Origin of the sequence: Labrenzia sp. THAF187b (genome assembly GCF_009363375.1) — a bacterium.
Classification (GTDB): Bacteria; Pseudomonadota; Alphaproteobacteria; order Rhizobiales; family Stappiaceae; genus Roseibium; species Roseibium algicola.
In genome coordinates this window covers 77,569-97,173 of sequence record NZ_CP045344.1, presented here as the reverse complement: position 1 = coordinate 97,173, position 19,605 = coordinate 77,569, and the positions used below count along the sequence as shown (strand labels likewise).

The 19,605-nt window shown below is 58.9% G+C and carries 18 protein-coding genes; 14 read left to right on the top strand and 4 right to left on the bottom strand.

The window, feature by feature from the left end; translation table 11 throughout:
* Positions 1 to 70 precede the first annotated feature (70 nt).
* The 6 genes from smc (at position 71) to FIV03_RS00430 (ending at position 6,358) form a co-directional block, all read left to right on the top strand.
* Positions 71 to 3,529 (top strand): chromosome segregation protein SMC, encoded by a 3,459-nt coding sequence (smc, locus tag FIV03_RS00455; RefSeq protein ID WP_152508304.1) that lies wholly within the window; start codon positions 71 to 73, stop codon positions 3,527 to 3,529.
* A gap of 212 nt (positions 3,530 to 3,741) precedes the next feature.
* Positions 3,742 to 4,128, top strand: a complete 387-nt coding sequence (locus tag FIV03_RS00450) for an AtpZ/AtpI family protein (protein ID WP_023001970.1) — start codon at positions 3,742 to 3,744, stop codon at positions 4,126 to 4,128.
* A 53-nt stretch (positions 4,129 to 4,181) separates the two neighbouring features.
* Complete coding sequence (locus FIV03_RS00445; protein WP_023001969.1) at positions 4,182 to 4,931, top strand: F0F1 ATP synthase subunit A; 750 nt, start codon at positions 4,182 to 4,184, stop codon at positions 4,929 to 4,931.
* Positions 4,932 to 5,001: 70 nt separating this feature from the next.
* Positions 5,002 to 5,226, top strand: coding sequence for a F0F1 ATP synthase subunit C (locus FIV03_RS00440; protein WP_006935776.1), 225 nt, complete (start codon positions 5,002 to 5,004; stop codon positions 5,224 to 5,226).
* 81 nt (positions 5,227 to 5,307) lie between these two features.
* Entirely contained in the window at positions 5,308 to 5,868 is a 561-nt protein-coding gene (locus tag FIV03_RS00435; RefSeq protein ID WP_023001968.1) for a F0F1 ATP synthase subunit B, read from the top strand.
* Positions 5,869 to 5,878: 10 nt separating this feature from the next.
* On the top strand, positions 5,879 to 6,358 hold the full coding sequence (locus FIV03_RS00430) for a F0F1 ATP synthase subunit B (RefSeq protein WP_023001967.1): 480 nt from the start codon (positions 5,879 to 5,881) through the stop codon (positions 6,356 to 6,358).
* A 203-nt stretch (positions 6,359 to 6,561) separates the two neighbouring features.
* Here FIV03_RS00430 and FIV03_RS00425 read toward each other — a convergent pair whose 3' ends face one another.
* The 3 genes from FIV03_RS00425 to FIV03_RS00415 form a co-directional block, all read right to left on the bottom strand.
* Positions 6,562 to 7,212 carry a ribonuclease HII gene (locus FIV03_RS00425; RefSeq protein ID WP_152511762.1) on the bottom strand — a complete coding sequence of 217 codons (651 nt, stop codon included), beginning with the start codon at positions 7,210 to 7,212 and terminating at the stop codon, positions 6,562 to 6,564.
* Between the two features lie 45 nt (positions 7,213 to 7,257).
* On the bottom strand, positions 7,258 to 8,370 hold the full coding sequence (locus FIV03_RS00420) for a PA0069 family radical SAM protein (RefSeq protein ID WP_286202319.1): 1,113 nt from the start codon (positions 8,368 to 8,370) through the stop codon (positions 7,258 to 7,260).
* A gap of 155 nt (positions 8,371 to 8,525) precedes the next feature.
* Positions 8,526 to 9,368 carry a transporter substrate-binding domain-containing protein gene (locus tag FIV03_RS00415; protein WP_173013733.1) on the bottom strand — a complete coding sequence of 281 codons (843 nt, stop codon included), beginning with the start codon at positions 9,366 to 9,368 and terminating at the stop codon, positions 8,526 to 8,528.
* A 368-nt stretch (positions 9,369 to 9,736) separates the two neighbouring features.
* Here FIV03_RS00415 and FIV03_RS00410 point away from each other — a divergent pair, with 368 nt between their 5' ends.
* Entirely contained in the window at positions 9,737 to 10,432 is a 696-nt protein-coding gene (locus FIV03_RS00410; RefSeq protein WP_152508301.1) for a glycosyltransferase, read from the top strand.
* A gap of 53 nt (positions 10,433 to 10,485) precedes the next feature.
* Here the strand turns inward: FIV03_RS00410 and moaB are convergent, their stop codons facing one another.
* The gene (moaB, locus tag FIV03_RS00405) at positions 10,486 to 11,043 is read right to left on the bottom strand and encodes a molybdenum cofactor biosynthesis protein B (RefSeq protein ID WP_152508300.1); all 558 of its coding nucleotides are present in this window, start codon (positions 11,041 to 11,043) and stop codon (positions 10,486 to 10,488) included.
* 187 nt (positions 11,044 to 11,230) lie between these two features.
* Here moaB and FIV03_RS00400 point away from each other — a divergent pair, with 187 nt between their 5' ends.
* The 7 genes from FIV03_RS00400 (at position 11,231) to FIV03_RS31480 (ending at position 19,140) form a co-directional block, all read left to right on the top strand.
* Positions 11,231 to 12,457, top strand: coding sequence for a PLP-dependent aminotransferase family protein (locus FIV03_RS00400; RefSeq protein ID WP_152508299.1), 1,227 nt, complete (start codon positions 11,231 to 11,233; stop codon positions 12,455 to 12,457).
* 39 nt (positions 12,458 to 12,496) lie between these two features.
* Positions 12,497 to 13,141 carry a ceramidase domain-containing protein gene (locus FIV03_RS00395; RefSeq protein WP_152511761.1) on the top strand — a complete coding sequence of 215 codons (645 nt, stop codon included), beginning with the start codon at positions 12,497 to 12,499 and terminating at the stop codon, positions 13,139 to 13,141.
* 107 nt (positions 13,142 to 13,248) lie between these two features.
* Positions 13,249 to 15,543, top strand: coding sequence for an NADP-dependent malic enzyme (locus FIV03_RS00390; RefSeq protein WP_152508298.1), 2,295 nt, complete (start codon positions 13,249 to 13,251; stop codon positions 15,541 to 15,543).
* Between the two features lie 81 nt (positions 15,544 to 15,624).
* Entirely contained in the window at positions 15,625 to 15,972 is a 348-nt protein-coding gene (locus tag FIV03_RS00385; protein ID WP_152508297.1) for a chorismate mutase, read from the top strand.
* 71 nt (positions 15,973 to 16,043) lie between these two features.
* Entirely contained in the window at positions 16,044 to 17,168 is a 1,125-nt protein-coding gene (locus FIV03_RS00380; RefSeq protein WP_209009815.1) for a PQQ-dependent sugar dehydrogenase, read from the top strand.
* 332 nt (positions 17,169 to 17,500) lie between these two features.
* The gene (locus tag FIV03_RS00375; protein ID WP_152508296.1) at positions 17,501 to 18,805 is read left to right on the top strand and encodes a DEAD/DEAH box helicase; all 1,305 of its coding nucleotides are present in this window, start codon (positions 17,501 to 17,503) and stop codon (positions 18,803 to 18,805) included.
* 116 nt (positions 18,806 to 18,921) lie between these two features.
* Positions 18,922 to 19,140, top strand: coding sequence for a hypothetical protein (locus tag FIV03_RS31480; RefSeq protein ID WP_139314097.1), 219 nt, complete (start codon positions 18,922 to 18,924; stop codon positions 19,138 to 19,140).
* Positions 19,141 to 19,605 lie beyond the last annotated feature (465 nt).

The window sequence follows — 19,605 nt, the reverse complement described above, 5'->3', positions numbered from 1 at the left end:
CGGTCTGTTCGGTATGCGCCGATCAATCCCGTGATCTTCAGGTGTCCGTGTCCAGGAGGCACGGGCGCCAATGAAATTTTCCAAGCTCCGCATTGTCGGTTTCAAATCCTTCGTCGAACCGATGGAGTTCATCATCGGCAACGGCCTGACCGGTGTGGTCGGGCCGAATGGCTGCGGCAAGTCCAATCTTGTCGAGGCCCTTCGCTGGGTGATGGGCGAAAACTCCTACAAGAACATGCGTGCGTCCGGCATGGACGACGTCATCTTTTCCGGCAGCCTGAACCGCCCGGCGCGCAACACCGCGGAAGTGACGCTCTACCTGGAAAACCAGGACCGTACGGCGCCTGCCGCCTTCAATGATGCCGATGCGCTTGAAGTCAGCCGCCGTATCGAGCGCGAGCAGGGCTCCAACTACAAGATCAACGCCAAGGATGTGCGTGCACGTGACGTGCAGCTTCTGTTCGCCGACGCATCCACAGGTGCCAGGTCACCTGCCATGGTGCGCCAGGGGCAGATTGGCGAGCTGATTGCCGCCAAACCGACCTCCCGCAGGCAGATCCTGGAAGAAGCCGCCGGTATCTCCGGTCTGCATTCGCGCCGGCATGAGGCGGAAATTCGCCTTCGCGCCGCAGAGCAGAACCTGGAGCGGCTGGAGGATGTCCTCGTTCAGATCGACAGCCAGCTCGACAATCTGCGCCGCCAATCTCGCCAGGCCTCGCGCTATCGTAACCTGTCGTCTGAAATCCGCGGGGCCGAAGCCTCGATCCTCTACATCCGCTGGACCGAGGCGCGCGATGCACTGGGAACGGCCGAAAGCCATTTTGCCGAAGCCCAGAAGCAGGTGAACGAAGCCACCGGTCTGCAGGCGGAAAGCGCCCGCATCCAGGCTATCGCCGCCCACAAGCTGCCCGAACTGCGCGAGGATGCGGCCAAGGCGGGCGCCACATTGCAGCGGCTGGTGATCGCCCGCAACGAACTGGACGCGGAAGAACGGCGGGTAAAGGAAAAGCTTCAGGATCTGGAGCGCCGCCTGGTGCAGCTGGCGGAAGATATCCGGCGCGAACAGTCCATGGTGTCCGAGAACGACGAGGTTCTGGAGCGCTTGTCGGAAGAACGCGCAGAGCTTCTGGAAGAAAACGAGATGGTGCAGGAGCGCACCGAAAGCGCTCGTGAAAAGGTGGCCGAGGCCGAAGAGACCGTGGGAAAGCTGGAGAACCAGTTGTCCGACCTGACCGCTGCCGAAGCGCGTGCAACCGCCGAACGCCGCCAGTTGGAGCGGGCAGTCGCGGAAAGCCGCCAGCGCTCGGACCGGTTGTTAGCCCAGGCGCAGGACGCTCAAAAGGCTCTGCAGGAAATCAACGAACGCATGGCCGAACAGGACGGCGTTTCCGAGAACCGGGAAGCGCTGGAGATGGCCGAGGAAGCTCTTCTGGAGGCGGAAGCTGCCGCGGAAGAAGCCGAAACCGCGACCCGCGAAGCGCGCGAACAGGAACAGTCCGCACGTGGACCCGTTGGTGATGCCCGCCAGATGCTGCAGGGCCTCGAGACAGAGGCAAGGACGCTGGAGCAGGTGCTGAATGTTCACTCCGAACAGGATCACACGCCGGTTGTCGAGCAGATCCAGGTGGAGCAGGGCTTTGAAACGGCTCTGGGGGCGGCACTTGGTGAAGACCTTGATGCCTCACTTGAAGAAGCTGCTGCTGTTCGCTGGGGGGGTGTCCTCTCTCATGATGGCGATCCGGCCTTGCCGGCAGGAACCCGCAGTCTGGCCGAGGTGGTTGAAGCCCCTTTCGAGCTGAGCCGCCGCCTGCGCCAGATCGGCCTTGTCAACCAGACCGACGGGCCAGGCCTGCGCACGACCCTGAAACCGGGGCAATGTCTGGTTTCCGTGGAAGGCGACCTGTGGCGCTGGGATGGCTTCGTAATCGCGGCCAATGCGCCGACACCGGCGGCACAGCGCCTGGCGCAGAAGAACCGCCTTGCTGAACTCGGAGATGAAATCGAGCAGGCCCGGCGCGAGCTTGAGGATCGTCAGCAGGCACTGGAAGGTGCCGCTACAAGGGTTCGGCAGTCCGTCGAACTTGAACAGATGGCCAGGGGCAAGGTTCGTGACGGCCAGCGTCAGGCAGCCGCGGCGCGCGAAGCCCTGGCTGCGGCGGAAAGGGCCGTTTCTCAGTTCGCCGCCAAGCTGGAAGCTGCGCAGGACCGGGCACAGCGTCTTGGTGAAGAGGCCGAGCTGGCACGTGAACAGCTGGCAGAGGCCGAAGAACGCCTGGAAGAAGCGCCAGACGGAACCAGCTATCGCGATCGTATCGAAGAATTGCAGGGGCAGGTCGCGGCCGCGCGCGGCGCCCTGGCCGAGGCAAGGGCCGTTGCCGAGGGTCTTGCCCGCGAACAGCAGATGCGCGACAGGCGGCTTGAAGCCATCGCCCGGGAATATGACGGCTGGAAGACCCGTGCTGCCAATGCCGCCCAGCAGATTTCAATATTGCAGGAACGGCGTGAAGAAGCGGAAGAAGAGCGGGCCGAGCTGATCGAGGCGCCCGAAGACATCGAGATCAAGCGCCGCGACGTGTTTTCCGCCATTGCCAAGGCAGAAGAGGAAAAGAAGGCGCGCGACGATCAGCTTCAGCAGGCGGAATTGGATCTTGCCGACGTCGACCGTGCAGCCAAGGCCGCGATGGAAGCAATGGCGGGCGCACGAGAAGAGAAGATTCGCGCCGAGGAACGGCTGGAAGCCGCCCGCGACCGCAAGCAGAACCTGGAGCGGCGGATCGACGAGGACCTGGAGGTTGCGGTAACGGCATTGCCGGAAATCGCGGGTCTCAAGGACGGCGCACCGCTGCCGGATCCCGATTCCATGGAGCGCAAGCTGGAACGGCTGAAGGCGGAGCGCGAACGGCTTGGCGGCGTCAACCTGCGCGCGGAAGAAGAGCTGCGCGAAATCGACGATCAGAAGACCACGCTGACCTCGGAGCGTGATGACCTGATCGAGGCGATTCGTCGTCTGCGAACAGGGATTTCGAATCTCAATCGCGAGGCGCGCGAACGTCTGCTCGCCTCCTTCGAGATCGTCAACGGTCATTTCCAGCGCTTGTTCACTCATCTTTTCGGCGGCGGCACGGCGGAGCTCCAGCTGGTCGATTCAGATGATCCGCTGGATGCGGGGCTGGAAATCATTGCGCGCCCTCCCGGCAAGAAGCCACAGACCATGACGCTGCTGTCGGGTGGTGAGCAGGCGCTCACGGCCATGTCCCTGATTTTCGCGGTGTTCCTGACCAACCCTGCGCCGATCTGCGTGCTCGACGAGGTCGATGCACCGCTGGATGACGCGAACGTAGAGCGTTACTGCGATCTCCTGGACGAGATGGCCAAGAGCACGGAAACCAGATTTGTGGTGATCACGCACAATCCGATCACCATGGCGCGCATGAACCGTCTCTTCGGCGTGACGATGGCCGAGCGCGGGGTTTCCCAGCTTGTTTCGGTCGATCTGGAGACGGCAGAGCGATTCCGCGAAACTGGCTAAGATTGCGTCTGGTGCGGCACTGCCGCGAAAACCTTATGCAACTTAGGTCTGGCTGATTCTGTGGAAACAGAAAAGATCTATATTTTTCAAATGGATAGAGTTTAGTGCAGGCTTCTTGACACGGCATGAGGTGCCGACTATGGTGCGCGCGGCTTAGGGGGCTCCCCAGTTGTCGGATCAAGCATGTCGGCGCAAGCTGAGGACTTAAGAACATGTCTTCGCAAAACGGCGATAACAAGGATCGGGCGGTTGGTTCCCCGGAAGCAGGTCTGTCGGAACGGCGGGCTCAATTGAACCGGAAGCTTGATGACATAAGGGTGGTTGAAGAAAAGACCGCTCGGAAGTCGCAAAGCAGCTCATCCGGATACGCGCAGGCAATGAAACTCTCTTCGGAGTTTATCGCCGGCGTGCTGGTGGGGGCCGGGATTGGTTGGGTTGCCGACCAGTGGCTTGGGACGTCGCCTTTCGGGCTGATTGTCTTTCTGTTGCTGGGTTTCGTAGCCGGGGTCTTGAACGTTCTGCGCGCGGCCGGTGTCGTCGAGCAGCCGGATGCCAAGGTCCAGCGCGAAAAAGACGTTCAGAACGACAGATCGAAATAGAATTTGTCGCGCCTTCTGGCGCATTGATATGAACGAACGAAGAAGGCTGGCCGGTGGCGAACGATCCGATCCATCAGTTCCATATCCAGACGCTATTCCCGATTGAAGTCGGGGGCATGGATTTCTCTTTTACCAACTCTTCGTTGTTCATGGTTTTGACCGTGGCGGCGACGTCTGCATTCCTGATTTTCTCGACAAGCGGCCGCGGACTCGTTCCGACCCGCCTGCAGTCGATTTCGGAAATGGCGTATGAGTTTGTTGCCGGAACATTGCGAAGTTCAGCAGGAACGGAAGGGATGCGTTTCTTCCCTCTCGTGTTCTCGCTCTTCATGTTCGTTCTGGTTGCCAATCTGTTCGGGATGTTCCCGTACTTCTTTACCATCACCAGCCACATCATCGTGACCTTCGCCCTGGCGATGCTGGTGATCCTTACCGTGATCATCTACGGCTTCATGAAAAACGGCATGAAGTTCCTCAAGCTCTTCGTCCCCAGCGGCGTGCCCGGTGCACTGATCCCGCTCGTGACGCTGATCGAGGTGATCTCGTTCCTTTCGCGCCCGATCAGCCTGTCCGTTCGTCTTTTCGCGAACATGCTCGCCGGTCACATCACGCTGAAAGTGTTCTCCGGATTCATCGTCAGCCTTAGCGCGATGGGTGCGGTCGGTATCTTCGGATCCATTCTCCCTCTCGGAATGACGGTTGCCCTGACGGCTCTGGAATTCCTGGTCGCGTTCCTGCAGGCATACGTCTTCACCGTTCTGACCTGCATGTATCTGAACGACGCCATTCATCCTTCACACTGAGGGTAACCCAATCACACGGCCATTGCGCCGCGAGTGAGCAATCTGCAAACACCATTTAGGAGCACGTGTCATGGAAGCAGAAGCAGCAAAATACATCGGTGCCGGTATCGCATGCCTGGGCATGGGCGGCGCAGGCATCGGCCTTGGCAACATTTTCGGTAACTACCTCGCAGGCGCTCTGCGCAACCCGTCCGCTGCTGATGGCCAGTTCGGCCGTCTGATCTTCGGCTTCGCCGTGACGGAAGCTCTGGGCATCTTCTCCCTGCTGGTGGCTTTGATCCTCCTGTTCGCTTAATCGCTAAACCTTAGCGACTATCGATGCGACTCCGGTGGCGGCGCTCTCTAGCGCCGCCCAGCCGGATTTAGGAGACTGGAAATGGCAGGCCAAACTCACTCGACCACAGAAGGCATGCACGAAGCCATAGAAGTGCCGGCCGCAGAGCATGGCGCGGGTTTCCCGCCTTTTGACAGCACCACATTCGCCTCCCAGCTCTTGTGGCTCGCGATCACGTTCGGCGTGTTCTACTGGATCATGAAGAATGTGGCCGTTCCGCGGATCGCAGGCATTCTGGAAGACCGCAGGGACCGTATCGCCGGTGATATTTCCGAAGCCAACCGGCTGCAGGAAGAAACCGACGCTGCGATCGCAGCTTACGAGCAGGCGCTGGCCGAGGCCCGCAACAAGGCTCATGGCATTGCCCACGAGACGCGGACCAAGCTCAAGGCAGATCATGAAGCTCGCCGCGAAAAGGCGGAAGCCGAGCTGAACGGGAAGCTGAAAGCGGCTGAAGCACAGATCGCTGCAACCAAGACCGATGCCCTTTCTCAGATCGGGGATATTGCCGGAGAAACCGCTTCAGCGCTCGTTGAGCAGCTGATGGGCAAAGCTCCGACCAAGACCGACCTGACCAAGGCGCTCAAGTCGGCGATGAACTGAGGAGACCGTCATGGATGCTACATTTTGGGCCCTGATCGGTCTTATCCTGTTCTTCGTCGTGATTTTCTACGTCAAGGTTCCGGCCAAGATCAACGGTTCACTGGACGAACGCGCAGAAACCATCCGCAAGGAACTGGAAGACGCACGCAAGATGCGTGAAGAAGCCCAGGCTCTCTTGTCCGAGTATCAGCGCAAGCGTCATGAAGCCGAAAGCGAAGCGGAAGCCATCATCGCAGAAGCCAACTCGGAAGCCGAGCGCCTTACGCTCGAAACCAGCCAGGCTCTGGAAGAAATGATTGCTCGCCGTACCAAGGCTGCGGAAGACAAGATTGCACAGGCCGAAAGCCAGGCAGTCGCCGAAGTCCGTGCCAAGGCCGCTGACATTGCCGTTGCCGCTGCCGAGGAAATCCTTGCAGCGAAGGTGAAGGATAAAGTCGCCGACGACATCCTCGCCAAGAGCATTGAGCAGGTGAAGGAGCGGCTGAACTAAGTTCGGTCCACTCTGCTGACGAATTGAAGAAGCGGCCTTTCGGGGCCGCTTTTTTGTTGCGGCAGGCAATGCGCTCGATAATTGGCACTAATCGGCAGCGAACTCCATTCCCGGTTGGCCTTGACGCTTTGGAAAGCATGGGAGTGTCGCTGACTTGCGGCGTATTTCCTGCCGTCCAGACCGACCCCGTTATGTCCGGAACCTCAAGACCCTGCAGCCAGCCTGACCGGCTTGAAACTGAGGCGATGATGAACGGTCGGCCCGTGGCGTTCCAGGGCTGCCTGGTGTTGCGGCACGCCATACCCCTTGTGCTGGGCAAACCCGTAGTCCGGAAAACTGGCGTCGAGGTGAACCATCATCCGGTCCCTTGTCACCTTCGCAACGATAGAGGCAGCCGCAACGCACAGGCAGCGGCCATCGCCCTTGATCAATGCCTGTCCGGCCTGTTTCAGCCCATGCGGCACATCTCGGCCGTCGACAAGAACGTAGTCGGGAACAAGTGGCAGGTGATTGACGGCCCGCACCATGGCCAACAGGGTCGCGGTGCGAATATTGACAGCATCGATCGTTGCCGGTGAGGCGCTGGCGAGCGAGACATGGGCTGTAGCAACAATCTGCTCGAAAAGCTCTTCTCGCCGGGCTTCGGTCAGTTTCTTGGAATCATTGAGGCCAACAGGTATCCGGTCGTAATCCAGGATAACCGCGGCCGTGACCACGGGCCCAGCCCAGGGGCCGCGACCGGCTTCGTCAACGCCGCAGAGCCGACCGTCAAAGGATTTCGCGTGCTTGCGCTCAATGGCAAGGTCCGGGCTATCGGGAAAGGCAAGATCGAAGAGGGAAGGGCTGAACGTCATGAACAGCACCCTGCCGTCCGGCAGCAAGTTTCTCAAGATCTGGCTTCAAAACAGGTCCAATTGCACACCGCCTTTTTGCGGCTGGACGAAGGCCTCGGTGTTGAGCTTTCGGCGACGCAGATTGAGGCCAAGACGTTTTGCCCCCAGCGAGAACCGTTTGGCAATCTGGTCGGCATAAGGACCTCTCCCGCGCATGCGCTCGCCCCATTTGGCGTCATAGTCCTTGCCGCCGCGCATGGCGCGGATCAGGTTCATCACATGGCGGTAACGGTCCGGACGCTCTCGCAGCAGCCAGTCCCGAAAGAGTTCCGACACTTCCAGGGGAAGCCGTAAAAGGATGTAGGCGACCTCCGTCGCGCCATGCTCGGCTGCCGCTTCCAGAACGTTTTCAATTTCGCTGTCTGTCAGGGCCGGGATCACAGGCGCCATCATTACGGACGTGGGAATGCCCGCCTCGGAGAGAGCCCGGACGGCCTCAAGCCTTTTGTGGGGTGCAGACGCACGCGGCTCCATGGCCCGGCAGAGCTTCTTGTCGAGCGTCGTGACCGACAAGGCAACCTTCACCAGATTTCGTTCTGCCAATCTCGATAGAATGTCGATATCTCGCGTGACCAGGGCGGACTTGGTGACGATCGCAACCGGGTGGGAGCAATTGTCCAGCACTTCCAGGATCTCACGCATAAGCTTGTAGCCGCGTTCCATCGGCTGGTAGGGATCAGTATTGGTGCCGATGGCGATCACGCGCGGCTGATAACCGGGGCGGGAAAGTTCACGTTCAAGCAACTGGGCGGCATTGGGTTTGGCAAACAGCCTGGTTTCGAAATCCAGGCCCGGAGACAGCCCCATGAACGCGTGGCTCGGTCTGGCGAAACAGTAGATGCATCCATGTTCGCAGCCCCGGTAGGGATTGATGGAGCGGTCGAAGGAAATATCCGGCGACTCGTTTCGGGTGATGATTGTGCGCGCACGCTCTTCCTGAACCTGGGTTTTCAGTGGCGGCAGGTCTTCAAGGGTTTCCCAGCCATCGTCAAAACATTCACGAGTTAATTTCTCGAAGCGGCCGGAGGCATTGAGCGCAGCCGCGCGGCCTCGCCGCCTGTGCTCGGCAACGGAGTGGACATCGGGTACAAGGCCGGCTGCGTCGGCTGGTCGTGAAATCTCATCGGGGGGGCTGAAGGGCACGCGAGAACGTCCAGGTTACGAAATGGAACATAACAAGAACATTATCACGACGCCAACGCGACGCAAGATGCTGTTTACACCTTGTGGGTTTTCGCCTTCAAAAGATGGTGGACTTCAGACCAGGCTGGAATTCAGGATCCGCCACGGTCATCATGACCTGGCCGGCGGCCAAGGTATTTGACCAGGATCGCATCCAGCGTCCCGTCGGACTGCATCTCGCGAATGGTTTCGTCGTAGCGTCCGGGAAGGCTTTCGATGTCCGGGTAGGTAGAGGCTTTGGCAAAGACGTTGTAGTAGGGCTTCGTTATCAGCGGCAGGGGTAACGTCGCCAACTGGTCCAGCCTCCCGGCCTTCTTTTCCTCGTAGAGCGTACTGATGGTGTTCATGGGAACGGCATCGACACGCTTTGCCAACAGCATGCCGATCTGGAGATTGTTGCTGGCGACCGTCTGAAAATCGAGGCCGGCGTTGAGGAACTCCGGCGTATAGGCGAAATCCTGCGTGATACCGATCTGCAACCCCTTCAGGTCGTCGTACCCTTCGAAACGGATTGTCCCGGCATCTTCGGCGCGGATGAAGAAGCTCCAGCTGATGTCGATATAGCTTTCGTCCGGATAGTTCAGGTACTCCATCCGGTCCGGCTTCTTGGAAAACAACAACAGCATGTCCGCCCGTCCGGCGCGCGCTTCCTGTTGTATGCGGGTTCCGGATTCGACCAGTTCCAGCGAATAGGAAAGGCCGAGACGGCGCATGACTTCATCAAGAACTTCGACGTCGATACCCTTGTAGGTCCCGTCTTCAAGAAACTTGTATGGCTCTTCCGGGGTTGCCAGAACCACCAGGTCTCGGGCCGATGCTGCCCCGGCCAGCAAGGCCAGTGACAGGAAAAACCCGGCGAGCCCCGTGAAAATCCGGCCGAGCGTCTGCGTCAGGTATCCTGCGCCTGAAGTTGGCTTTTGATCAGGTGTCGTCATAGCGCGATCGCTTGGGTTCTGGTCGAAGTAAGAGCTTTCAGCTTTGGTATGCACTCTTAAGATAACATGAAATCCGGCACTTCCATTTGCCGAAGAGGGGCTATTTTCCTGAAAACCGTCAAATGGATACCGATCGGTTTCACACTGGAGCAACTTTTCGCTGCACCATGACAACTGGGTAAGAGGTACTGCTACAGCTTTCGCCCGATCTTTTCTTCTCATGCAACCAAAGTAGACATTACCCGGCGATATATATCGCGAAAGTTGGTGTCCGATTATTGGAGTTTGTTAAGAACCCCAACAAAAAACAGCTCCCGCTTCGCCCGCGACACTCGCACTTTAAAAAAAATCATGTAAAACTTGAGTTCATGATCAGCGTCATCATTGCGACAAGAAATTCCGAAACCGAGCTCGTTCACGCGCTCTCGGCCCTGGTGCCGGCAGCTGCGGAAGGCGTTATCCGCGAAGTTATCGTGGTCGATGGTGGATCGTCGGACAATACCGAGAAGGTTGCCGACGCGGCCGGGTGTGTCTGGATCAGCCGGGGCAATGCTTCCCGCAGCGAACGCCTGGCCTATGGCGCCTCCATGGCGAGCCGGGGTGACTGGCTATTGTTCCTGCGGCCGGAAACGCTTCTGGAAAGCGGCTGGCATCATGAGGCCCAGGCCTTCACCGAGCGGGCAGCGCGAGCCTCCAACGGTCCACGGACCGCCGCAAGCTTCCGCCTTCGCTATGAGGCTTTCGGGCTCAGTGCGCGGGTAAGCGAGTCTTTTGCGGCCTTGCGGTCCCAACTCCTTGGCATGCCTTACGGCAACCAGGGCCTGCTGATCTCCAGACAGTTTTATCAGAAGCTCGGCGGCCATCGGCCGTTGCCGGAGCTGGAAGATCTCGATATCGCCAAGCGTATCGGACGCGGGCGGATGGTGTTCCTGCGGGCTGCCGCCGTCTCTTCGGGTGAACCCGAGCGGGAAGGGATGTTCTCCAGGTTCCGCCAGGCCTTCGCACGCTTTTGCGTCGGTACCCTGCGCATTCCAGCAAGTGTTGCCGTCAAGCTGCACGGCTGAACAAGGCACTGCAAGGTTCTGGGCGGACACGCTCTTCTTCTGTGTGGTGGCGCTCACGCCTCCCGCAGCTTGCCGCGCTTCAGGTGCTCGTCCAGCCTGGGCATGATCTCCACGAAATTGCAGGGCATGTGACGATAGTCCAGCTGCCATTTCAGGATACCGTCCCAGGCGTCCTTGCAGGCGCCCGGGGAACCGGGCAGCACGAAAATGTAAGTCGCCCCGGCGACGCCGCCGGTCGCACGGGACTGGATCGTGGAGGTGCCGATCTTGTCGTAGGAGATCCGGTGAAAGACCTCTGAAAAGCCGTCCATGCGTTTTTCGAACAGAGGCTCCATAGCCTCCGGCGTCACGTCACGGCCGGTAAAGCCGGTGCCGCCGGTCGAGACGATTACATCCACGCCCTTGTCATTGATCCAGCTTTTGACGACCGCCTGAATGGCCGGAACGTCATCGGTGACAATCTGTCTGTCTGCAAGCGTATGTCCTGCCTTTTCGATCCGGTCCACCAGCGTATTGCCGGAGCGGTCTTCTTCCAGCTTGCGCGTGTCCGATACCGTCAGCACAGCAATTTTAAGCGGAATGAACGGACGGGTTTCATCGAGACGGGACATGGCGAACTCCTTTGCTCTCCAGACATAGGCAATAGCCGCAATGGCTTCCAGAGGCAGCAAGCAAACTGTCGCGTCAAATTGACTTTGAAATAAAATTACAAAAAATAACAAGATTGAGACACTTGCAAAAAAGTTAGGTCAGTATTATTGACTTAAATAACCAATCCAAAAATGCAACGAGCCAACAATGACAACCTGGGAAAGCCTATACGCCCGACGCGCCAGCCGCATGCGCGCCTCGGAAATCCGTGAACTGCTGAAACTGCTGGACCAGCCGGATGTGATCAACTTCGCCGGCGGTATTCCCGACCAGGCTCTGTTCCCCGCCGAAGCGTTCAAGGCAGCCTATCAGGAAATTCTGGCAGGTCCGGACGCGGGCCGCGCACTGCAATACGGCATGAGCGAAGGCAGCGCCCGCCTGCGCAACTGGATCGTCAGCCACATGCGCCGCCTTGGCGTCGCGTGCGGGCCGGAGAATATTCTGGTCACCTCCGGGTCTCAGCAGGGGCTCGATTACATCGGCAAACTGTTCCTGACGGAAGGCGATACCGCGCTGGTGCAGTGGCCGACCTATCTGGGCGCGTTGCAGGCTTTCAATGCCTATGAGCCCGGTTACGACCGGCTTGACCCTGGAGCCAACCGCCCTGCGGAAGATTATGCTGCAGCTGCGCGCGAAAAGGGCGGACGGATCAAGTTCGCTTATCTTTCTCCCGATTTCGCCAACCCCACGGGCCTGACGGTGGATCTGGCCGAGCGACAACGCCTGCTGGCACTGGCCGGAGAACTCTCCTGTGCAGTCATTGAGGATTCGCCCTATGAAGCGCTGCGCTATGACGGCGAACCGTTGCCACCGATGCTGGCGCTTGATTGCGAAGCCTCGGGGGGGATCAACAACGCCCGCACACTTTACTGCGGCAGCTTTTCCAAGTCGCTCTCACCGGGATTGCGCCTCGGCTGGATCTGCGCGTCGGCTGATGTCATCTCCAGGCTGGTTCTGATCAAGCAGGCGAGTGACCTGAACTCGCCGGTGCTCAACCAGGAAGCCATGGCCCGGGTCGCCGAAAATGTCTTTGAAGCGCATACGGCAAAGACGAATGCGGTCTACAAGTCCCGGCGCGATGCAATGCTGGCCGCGCTTGAGCGGCACATGCCGGCTGGTGTCAGCTGGACCCGCCCGGACGGCGGCATGTTCGTCTGGATGACTCTGCCCGAAGGGATGGACGCGGCAGCGCTGCTGGAAACCTCGATCGAAACGGCGCGCGTCGCCTTCGTTCCCGGCCGCGCGTTCCATCCAGATGGCACCGGGGCAAACACCCTCCGGCTCAGCTTCTCCTGCAACGACTATCAGAAAATCGAAGAAGGTATTTCAAGGCTTGGCCGCTTGATTACCGAAACTGTCACGTCCAAGTTGTAAGTCCTTCGAGGGAAGAAGCAGGGGCGGGTGTTGGAGCCGATGGCGCTGACCGACAAGCTGGACAATTATTGTGAGCGGATCGGGCCGGAGTTCTGGTCCGAGCCGCTCAATGCGCTCACCAATGCGGCTTTCCTGATCGCGGCCATTGCCGGATACATGCTCTGGCGCCGCAAGACACCGGACGATCTCTTTGCCCTGATCCTGATCGGCATCGTCTTCGTGACCGGCCTGGGGTCGTTCCTGTTCCACACCTTCGCGACACGTGGGGCGAGCCTTGCCGATGTCATCCCGATCGCGCTGTTTATCCATGTCTATCTCTTTGCGGCGCTGAACCGGTTTCTGGGGCTGTCCTGGTGGGCGGCGCTAGGCATCGTTATCGTGTTTTTCGCCGTCACGCCCTTTGCCGGGCGCGCGGTCGCGCCGCTGGTCGGCTCATCTGCAGGCTATGTGCCTGCGCTGCTGGCGATCTTCGTGGTGGGGGCACTGTTTCTTCGCAAGAATGCGCAGCTCGGGCGTGAGGTGTTGCTGACAGGTGTCGTCTTCGCCGTTTCACTGACATTCCGGACGCTGGACGGCCCGGTTTGCGATCAACTTGCCATTGGCACGCATTTCCTGTGGCATATCCTGAACGGGGTCGTGCTGTTTTTGCTATTACGGGTTCTCATCAGGCAGCGCGCCGGTTAAATCACACAGAGTATTCACGAAATTGCAGATCATCCTCGCGGACAGGCCGCAGAGCTTTGCAGAAAAACAATATGACCTTAGGGAAGAGGCAGGAGACAGGGACCGTCATGAGCGACAGCAGCAAGACCGGAAGTGATCTGACCGAAGCGGCCCTGTTCTATCACGAGCATCCGCGCCCGGGAAAACTGGAGATCCAGGCAATCAAGCCGCTGGGCAACCAGCGCGACCTGGCGCTGGCCTATTCACCCGGCGTGGCCGCACCGTGCCTTGCGATTGCCGACAATCCGGCACTGGCAGCCAATTACACCTCGCGAGGCAATCTGGTCGCCGTCATCTCAAACGGCACGGCTGTGCTCGGCCTCGGCAACATCGGTCCGCTGGCATCCAAGCCGGTGATGGAAGGCAAGGCGGTTCTCTTCAAGAAGTTCGCCGGCATCGACGTCTTCGATATCGAGGTGGCCCAGACCGACGTTGAAAAATTCGTCGATGCGGTTTCGGTTCTGGAGCCGACGTTTGGCGGTATCAACCTGGAAGACATCAAGGCGCCCGAATGCTTCATGATTGAATCGAAGCTCCGGGAACGAATGAAGATCCCGGTCTTTCACGACGATCAGCATGGCACGGCGATTATCGTCGGTGCCGCGGTTCGCAACGGTCTGGACCTTGCCGGCAAGAAGATCGAGGAAGCCAAGATCGTGGCGTCCGGCGCGGGCGCGGCTGCACTTGCCTGCCTCAACATGCTCGTCTCGCTGGGGGCCAAGCGGGAGAACATCTGGGTTACCGACATTGAAGGTGTCGTCTATGAAGGCCGCGAGGCGCTGATGGACGAATGGAAGGCGGTCTTTGCCCAGAAGACGGATTTGAGGTCGCTCGATCAGGTAATCGACGGCGCCGATGTCTTCCTGGGGCTGTCCGCTGCCGGCGTGCTGAAGCCGGGCATGGTGGAAAAGATGGGCAAGGGCCCGCTGATCCTGGCGCTCGCCAACCCCAATCCGGAAATCATGCCGGAGGACGCCAAGGCTGTCCGTGACGACGTGGTCATGTGTACCGGACGGTCCGACTACCCGAACCAGGTCAACAACGTCCTGTGCTTCCCCTACATCTTCCGGGGCGCGCTCGACGTCGGGGCGACCACCATCAACGAGGAAATGAAGCGGGCCGCCGTCGAGGCGATTGCCGGCCTTGCGCGCGAGGAACCGTCCGATGTTGCCGCCCGTGCCTACGGCGGCAAGACAGAAACATTCGGCCCGAACTATCTGATCCCGTCGCCGTTCGATCAGCGCCTGATCCTGCGCATTGCACCGGCTGTTGCCAAGGCGGCCATGGCGACAGGTGTCGCCACGCGCCCGATCGAGGATTTCACGGCCTATCTGGACCGGCTGAACCGTTTTGTCTTCCGGTCCGGCCTCATCATGAAGCCGATCATCCAGAACGCCAGCAAGGACCCGCAGCGGATCATTTATGCCGAAGGCGAGGACGAACGAGTTCTTCGTGCCGCTCAGGTGCTGATCGAAGACAATATCGCCAAGCCGATCCTGGTTGGCCGTCCGGACGTTCTGCAGCAACGCTGCGAACGCTTTGGCCTGCGCATTCGTCCCGATGTCGATTTCGAGTTCGTCAACCCGCAGGACGATCCGCGCTACCGTGAATATGTCGATGAATATTTCGAGTGTGTCGGCCGCAAGGGCATGCCGCCCAACGCGGCGCGGACGGTCGTGCGCACCAACACCACGGTGATTTCGGCCCTTGCGGTGCGCCGCGGCGATGCCGATGCGGTCATTTGCGGTCTTGAAGGCCGGTTTATTCGCCATCTGCGGGACATCAAGCAGGTGATCGGTGTTTGCGAGACGGCCAGGGACCTTTCGGCCATGTCACTACTGATCAACTCGCAAGGGGCGATATTCCTGTCGGATACCTTCGTGACAGAGGATCCGACCGCCGAAGAGATCTCCGAAATGGCCAACCTCGCGGCTGAGGAAATCCGGCGCTTCGGTATTGAACCGAAGATCGCCCTGCTGTCGCTTTCCAACTTCGGTTCTCGCGATACGGCGTCCTCGCGCAAGATGCGCGAAGCACTGGAGATGATCTGGAAGCGCTACCCGGAACTGGAAGTCGATGGCGAAATGCACGGCGACAGCGCGCTCAGCGTGGAGCTGCGCGAGCGGGTGATGCCGGACAGCAAGTTGAAGGGAGAGGCCAACCTGCTTCTGTTCCCGAACCTAGATGCGGCCAACATTGCCCATAACCTTCTGAAGGTATCGACCCAGGCGCTTCATGTCGGACCGATCCTTCTGGGCACGGCCAAGCCCGCGCATATCCTGACACCGTCTGTCACGTCGCGCGGCGTGGTGAACATGTCGGCACTTGCCAGTGTCGAGGCACAGACCCGGTCTGCCGGTTAGTCCTGCTTCAAATCGCGCCTTCTGTTGAACAAGGCGGACCGGTACAACCGGTCCGCTTTTCCATTTTTCAAACGGCCTGCCATGACCCTTGTGAAACAGCCAGCCGACTGCGTCAGCAAAACGGATATCCGCACCGCAATTGATGCGCTTGACGAAGAACTCCTGCAGCTCTTTGCCCGTCGCCAAGGCTATGTCCGGCGGATGGCGGACCTGAAACAGCATCCTGATGAGGCCTTTGATCACCAGAGGATTGAAACAATGGTGGCCGCTCTGAAAGACCGGGCGGAAGAATTGGGGCTGGAAGGCGAGCAGGCGGAAGCGGTCTGGCGGACGCTGATCGACTGGAACGTGGCCTTCGAGAAGCGAACAATCGCCGCACGGCTCGAGGCGTTGCAGGACGGGCCAACGAAACCGGGCTCCGATTTTTAGCACCGTGCCGGGTTTTCCAGACCGTTCAGGCTCCTACCTAACAGGGAGTATGAAACGTCCGTGGAGCCCCAATGACCCTGAATTCGCATCTTCTTCCAGGCGTGGCCGCAATGGCCGCAGCGCTCGTCCTGCCGATTGTCCCTGCCGCAATGGCCCAGTCCGCGGTTCAGCTGGAAACCGTTGCCGCAGGATTGTCTTACCCATGGAGTGTCGCTTTCCTTCCGGAGGAGGGCTACCTGGTGACGGAACGCGACGGGACCGTGAAGCACATTGATGCATCCGGCAGGCAGAGCGAAGTTACCGGCGTTCCGGAAGTCTTTGCACAAGGGCAGGGTGGCCTGCTGGACGTAGCGCTCAGCCCGGACTTTGCCGCCGACCAAACGGTCTTTCTGTCCTATTCCCAGGGATCGGCGGAGGGCGCCGGCACATCCCTGTTCCGGGCAAAGCTTACCGGTGCCTATGAAGGAGGCTTCGCGCTGGAAGATGGTGAGACGATCTTTTCCGGCAACAACAAGGCCTACGGAGGCCGCCACTTCGGATCACGCCTCGTATTTGCGCCTGATGGCACCTTGTTCATGACCGTCGGTGAGCGGGGAGACGGCGAGCGTGCACAGGATACCTCGGACCACGCCGGGTCGGTGTTGCGTCTGACGAGGGACGGTCAACCTGCTCCGGACAATCCCTTTATCGGACAGGAAGGCTACAAGCCGGAAATCTGGTCCTATGGTCATCGCAATCCGCAGTCGGCTGCGATCCATCCTGAAACCGGCGTATTGTGGACAGTTGAACACGGGGCACGTGGCGGCGACGAAATCAATATTCCCGAAGCCGGAAAGAACTATGGCTGGCCGGTGATTTCCTACGGACGCCATTACTCCGGGGCAACCATCGGTCAAGGCACGTCGAAGGAAGGCATGGAACAGCCGGTTCACTATTGGGATCCCTCCATCGCGCCGTCCGGCATGGCCTTTGTAACCAGCGACCGATATCCCGACTGGAAGGGCGACATGCTGGTCGGTGCGCTGGCCGGACAGCACCTTGCCCGTGTTGACCTCGACGGCGGAACGGTTGTCGGTGAGGAAAAGCTGCTGACGGATCTTGGCGAGCGGATACGCGATGTCCGGCAAGGGCCCGATGGCTATATCTATGTCCTGACAGACAGCGACGATGGCCGGTTGCTGCGGCTGCAACCCTGAAGCAGGCCGAACTTTTTGAGCTGTAAGCGCTTTTGCGGCTTCTTTGCTTGACATTAGGGGCGTTCCCGACGATATACCGCACTGCAACCGCTGCCGCGTGAGCAGAGAGTGCGCCCCGGACAAGAGACGTTTCTTGGCGGGCAGTCGCAAGAGGGTTGCCACTTCAAGAACCCAATGAGGGGTTCAACCAGTTCCCATTTCACGCGAGGGTCTGGCGGCAGAGAGACCGGGTAGCGATGGCTGCCGGCTGTGCCGCATTCCAACTTCAAGTCGCACCGTCAATGACGTGCGGCTTAACAAGCGTTTGTTTCGCTTGAACCAAGGATTTTATATTGACCGACTTTCAAAGCCTGGGACTCTCCAATGGCCTTGTGACTGCCGTTACCGAAAACGGCTATGACGCTCCGACACCGATCCAGCAAAAAGCCATCCCGTTGATCCTGGAAGGCCGGGACCTCATGGGTCTGGCACAGACGGGTACGGGCAAGACGGCTGCTTTCGGCCTGCCGCTGATCGACCGGCTTCTCCTGGAGAATAAAAGAGCGGTTCCCAAGGGCACACGGGCGCTTATTCTGGCCCCGACCCGCGAACTGGTGAACCAGATCGCAAAGAACCTGATTTCCTTCCTGAAGCATACGCCGCTGCGGGTTTCTTCCGTTGTCGGTGGTGTGTCCATCAACGGCCAGATCAAGCGGCTTTCAAAGGGCACCGACATTCTGGTGGCAACACCGGGCCGGCTGCTGGACCTTGTAGATCGTGAAGCGATCGACCTGCGCACCGCTTCCTACCTGGTGCTCGACGAAGCCGACCAGATGCTCGATCTGGGCTTCATTCATGCCCTGCGCCGGATCGCTGGCTTGGTAGCCGACAAGCGCCAGACCTTGCTGTTCTCCGCGACCATGCCGAAGCAGATCAACGAGCTGGCACAGTCCTATCTGCGCAACCCGGAGAGGGTTGAAGTTGCTCCGGCCGGCAAGACAGCTGACAAGGTTACCCAGTCAGTTCATTTCATGGACAAGAACGACAAGGGCGACTTCCTGGTTGATCAGCTTCGTGACAAGCCGGACGGGCTGTCGCTGGTGTTCTGCCGCACAAAGCACGGTGCGGAACGGCTGATGCGCAAGCTGGCGCATTCCGGAATTTCCGCTGGCTCGATCCATGGTAACAAGAGCCAGAACCAGCGTGACCGCGCGATCAAGGATCTGCGGGAAGGCACCATCAACGTGCTCGTGGCAACCGATGTTGCCGCTCGCGGCATTGATATCCCGGGTGTCAGCCACGTTTATAACTTCGAGCTGCCGGAAGTTGCAGAAGCCTACGTTCACCGAATCGGCCGTACGGCCCGCGCCGGTGCGGAAGGTGAGGCGATTGCCCTATGTGCTCCGGAGGAAATCGGTCTCTTCCGCCAGATCGAGAAGCTGATCGGTATCGATATCACGGTCGCCGGTGGTGAAATTCCTCCGATGTCCGCGGCTGCCGGGCGCGCAAAGCGCGGCGGAAACCGGAATGGCAACAGCAAGCCGGGCGGCAAGAAGCCGTTCCGCAAGCAGTCGTCCTCCGGCGCCAACGACAACGCGTCCGAAAACCGTCGTCCTCCGCGTCGCCGTCGTCAGAACACACGCAGAGATGCAGCCTGACGACTGACGGGTTACGTCGCAGTTCATTGTGATGTGAAAAAATTGCACCGGGAAGTGGCCTTCCCGGTGCCGAACCTTGTGGTCGATGGGTTTCAGAACTGTTGAAACAGTGCTGAATGAATTTGGTGGATGAACCGCCTGATCCGAACCAGAACCGCCGCCGGCTGGTTATGACCCTGCTGTCTTCCTGTCCACAAGGTATCCAACCGCTTGCGCGGCTCGATCTCGTTAAGCTTTCGGGAAAACCGCGGGAACTCCGCGAAGAACTTGTAGAAAGTCACCAAGATCTTGGTGATTTGCTACAAATTTGCCCCGTGAAAGTAAAAGTAAATTAACCAACGCGAGACTGCAATCACAACCAGCTGGTCGCTATTTGGTATGTGGATAAATAGATTTACCAGTAATTACAGCTAGTTAGTTTGTTTTTGGCGAAATGGTGACGGATTTGACGAACAACCTCAGATGGAATTGATGGTTGAGTGATTGAAATAAACGCTTAGATTTCAAAGAATTGGCTAATTCATTTTCTTAATTTATTGTTATATAGAAAAAATTTATAGACCCTCTGAAGGCCGATAAGTTCGTTATCGCCTTGTTTGTAAACGGAAATAACCGGCAATAGTTATACTGTCAAATATCGCGATGTATTGATCGGTATTTTTGGGCAACCCATATTTTCCAGGCTCCGTGTTTTCAGTTGAGGCGTATTCCGGACATTTTTTGACCAATTGGTATAATTTTGTCTTTTGGAGTCATAACAAGTTTTTATTCGTTTCATTATTTATTTGACCTTGCCGTAG

Excerpts from the sequence above, each read along its gene's own strand:
- smc (WP_152508304.1), top strand. The coding sequence starts at position 71 with ATGAAATTTTCCAAGCTCCGCATTGTCGGTTTCAAATCCTTCGTCGAA.
- FIV03_RS00450 (WP_023001970.1), top strand. The coding sequence starts at position 3,742 with ATGTCTTCGCAAAACGGCGATAACAAGGATCGGGCGGTTGGTTCCCCG.
- FIV03_RS00440 (WP_006935776.1), top strand. The coding sequence starts at position 5,002 with ATGGAAGCAGAAGCAGCAAAATACATCGGTGCCGGTATCGCATGCCTG.
- FIV03_RS00435 (WP_023001968.1), top strand. The coding sequence starts at position 5,308 with ATGGCAGGCCAAACTCACTCGACCACAGAAGGCATGCACGAAGCCATA.
- FIV03_RS00430 (WP_023001967.1), top strand. The coding sequence starts at position 5,879 with ATGGATGCTACATTTTGGGCCCTGATCGGTCTTATCCTGTTCTTCGTC.
- FIV03_RS00425 (WP_152511762.1), bottom strand. The coding sequence starts at position 7,212 with ATGACGTTCAGCCCTTCCCTCTTCGATCTTGCCTTTCCCGATAGCCCG.
- FIV03_RS00415 (WP_173013733.1), bottom strand. The coding sequence starts at position 9,368 with ATGACGACACCTGATCAAAAGCCAACTTCAGGCGCAGGATACCTGACG.
- FIV03_RS00410 (WP_152508301.1), top strand. The coding sequence starts at position 9,737 with ATGATCAGCGTCATCATTGCGACAAGAAATTCCGAAACCGAGCTCGTT.
- moaB (WP_152508300.1), bottom strand. The coding sequence starts at position 11,043 with ATGTCCCGTCTCGATGAAACCCGTCCGTTCATTCCGCTTAAAATTGCT.
- FIV03_RS00400 (WP_152508299.1), top strand. The coding sequence starts at position 11,231 with ATGACAACCTGGGAAAGCCTATACGCCCGACGCGCCAGCCGCATGCGC.
- FIV03_RS00395 (WP_152511761.1), top strand. The coding sequence starts at position 12,497 with ATGGCGCTGACCGACAAGCTGGACAATTATTGTGAGCGGATCGGGCCG.
- FIV03_RS00390 (WP_152508298.1), top strand. The coding sequence starts at position 13,249 with ATGAGCGACAGCAGCAAGACCGGAAGTGATCTGACCGAAGCGGCCCTG.
- FIV03_RS00385 (WP_152508297.1), top strand. The coding sequence starts at position 15,625 with ATGACCCTTGTGAAACAGCCAGCCGACTGCGTCAGCAAAACGGATATC.
- FIV03_RS00380 (WP_209009815.1), top strand. The coding sequence starts at position 16,044 with ATGACCCTGAATTCGCATCTTCTTCCAGGCGTGGCCGCAATGGCCGCA.
- FIV03_RS31480 (WP_139314097.1), top strand. The coding sequence starts at position 18,922 with ATGAATTTGGTGGATGAACCGCCTGATCCGAACCAGAACCGCCGCCGG.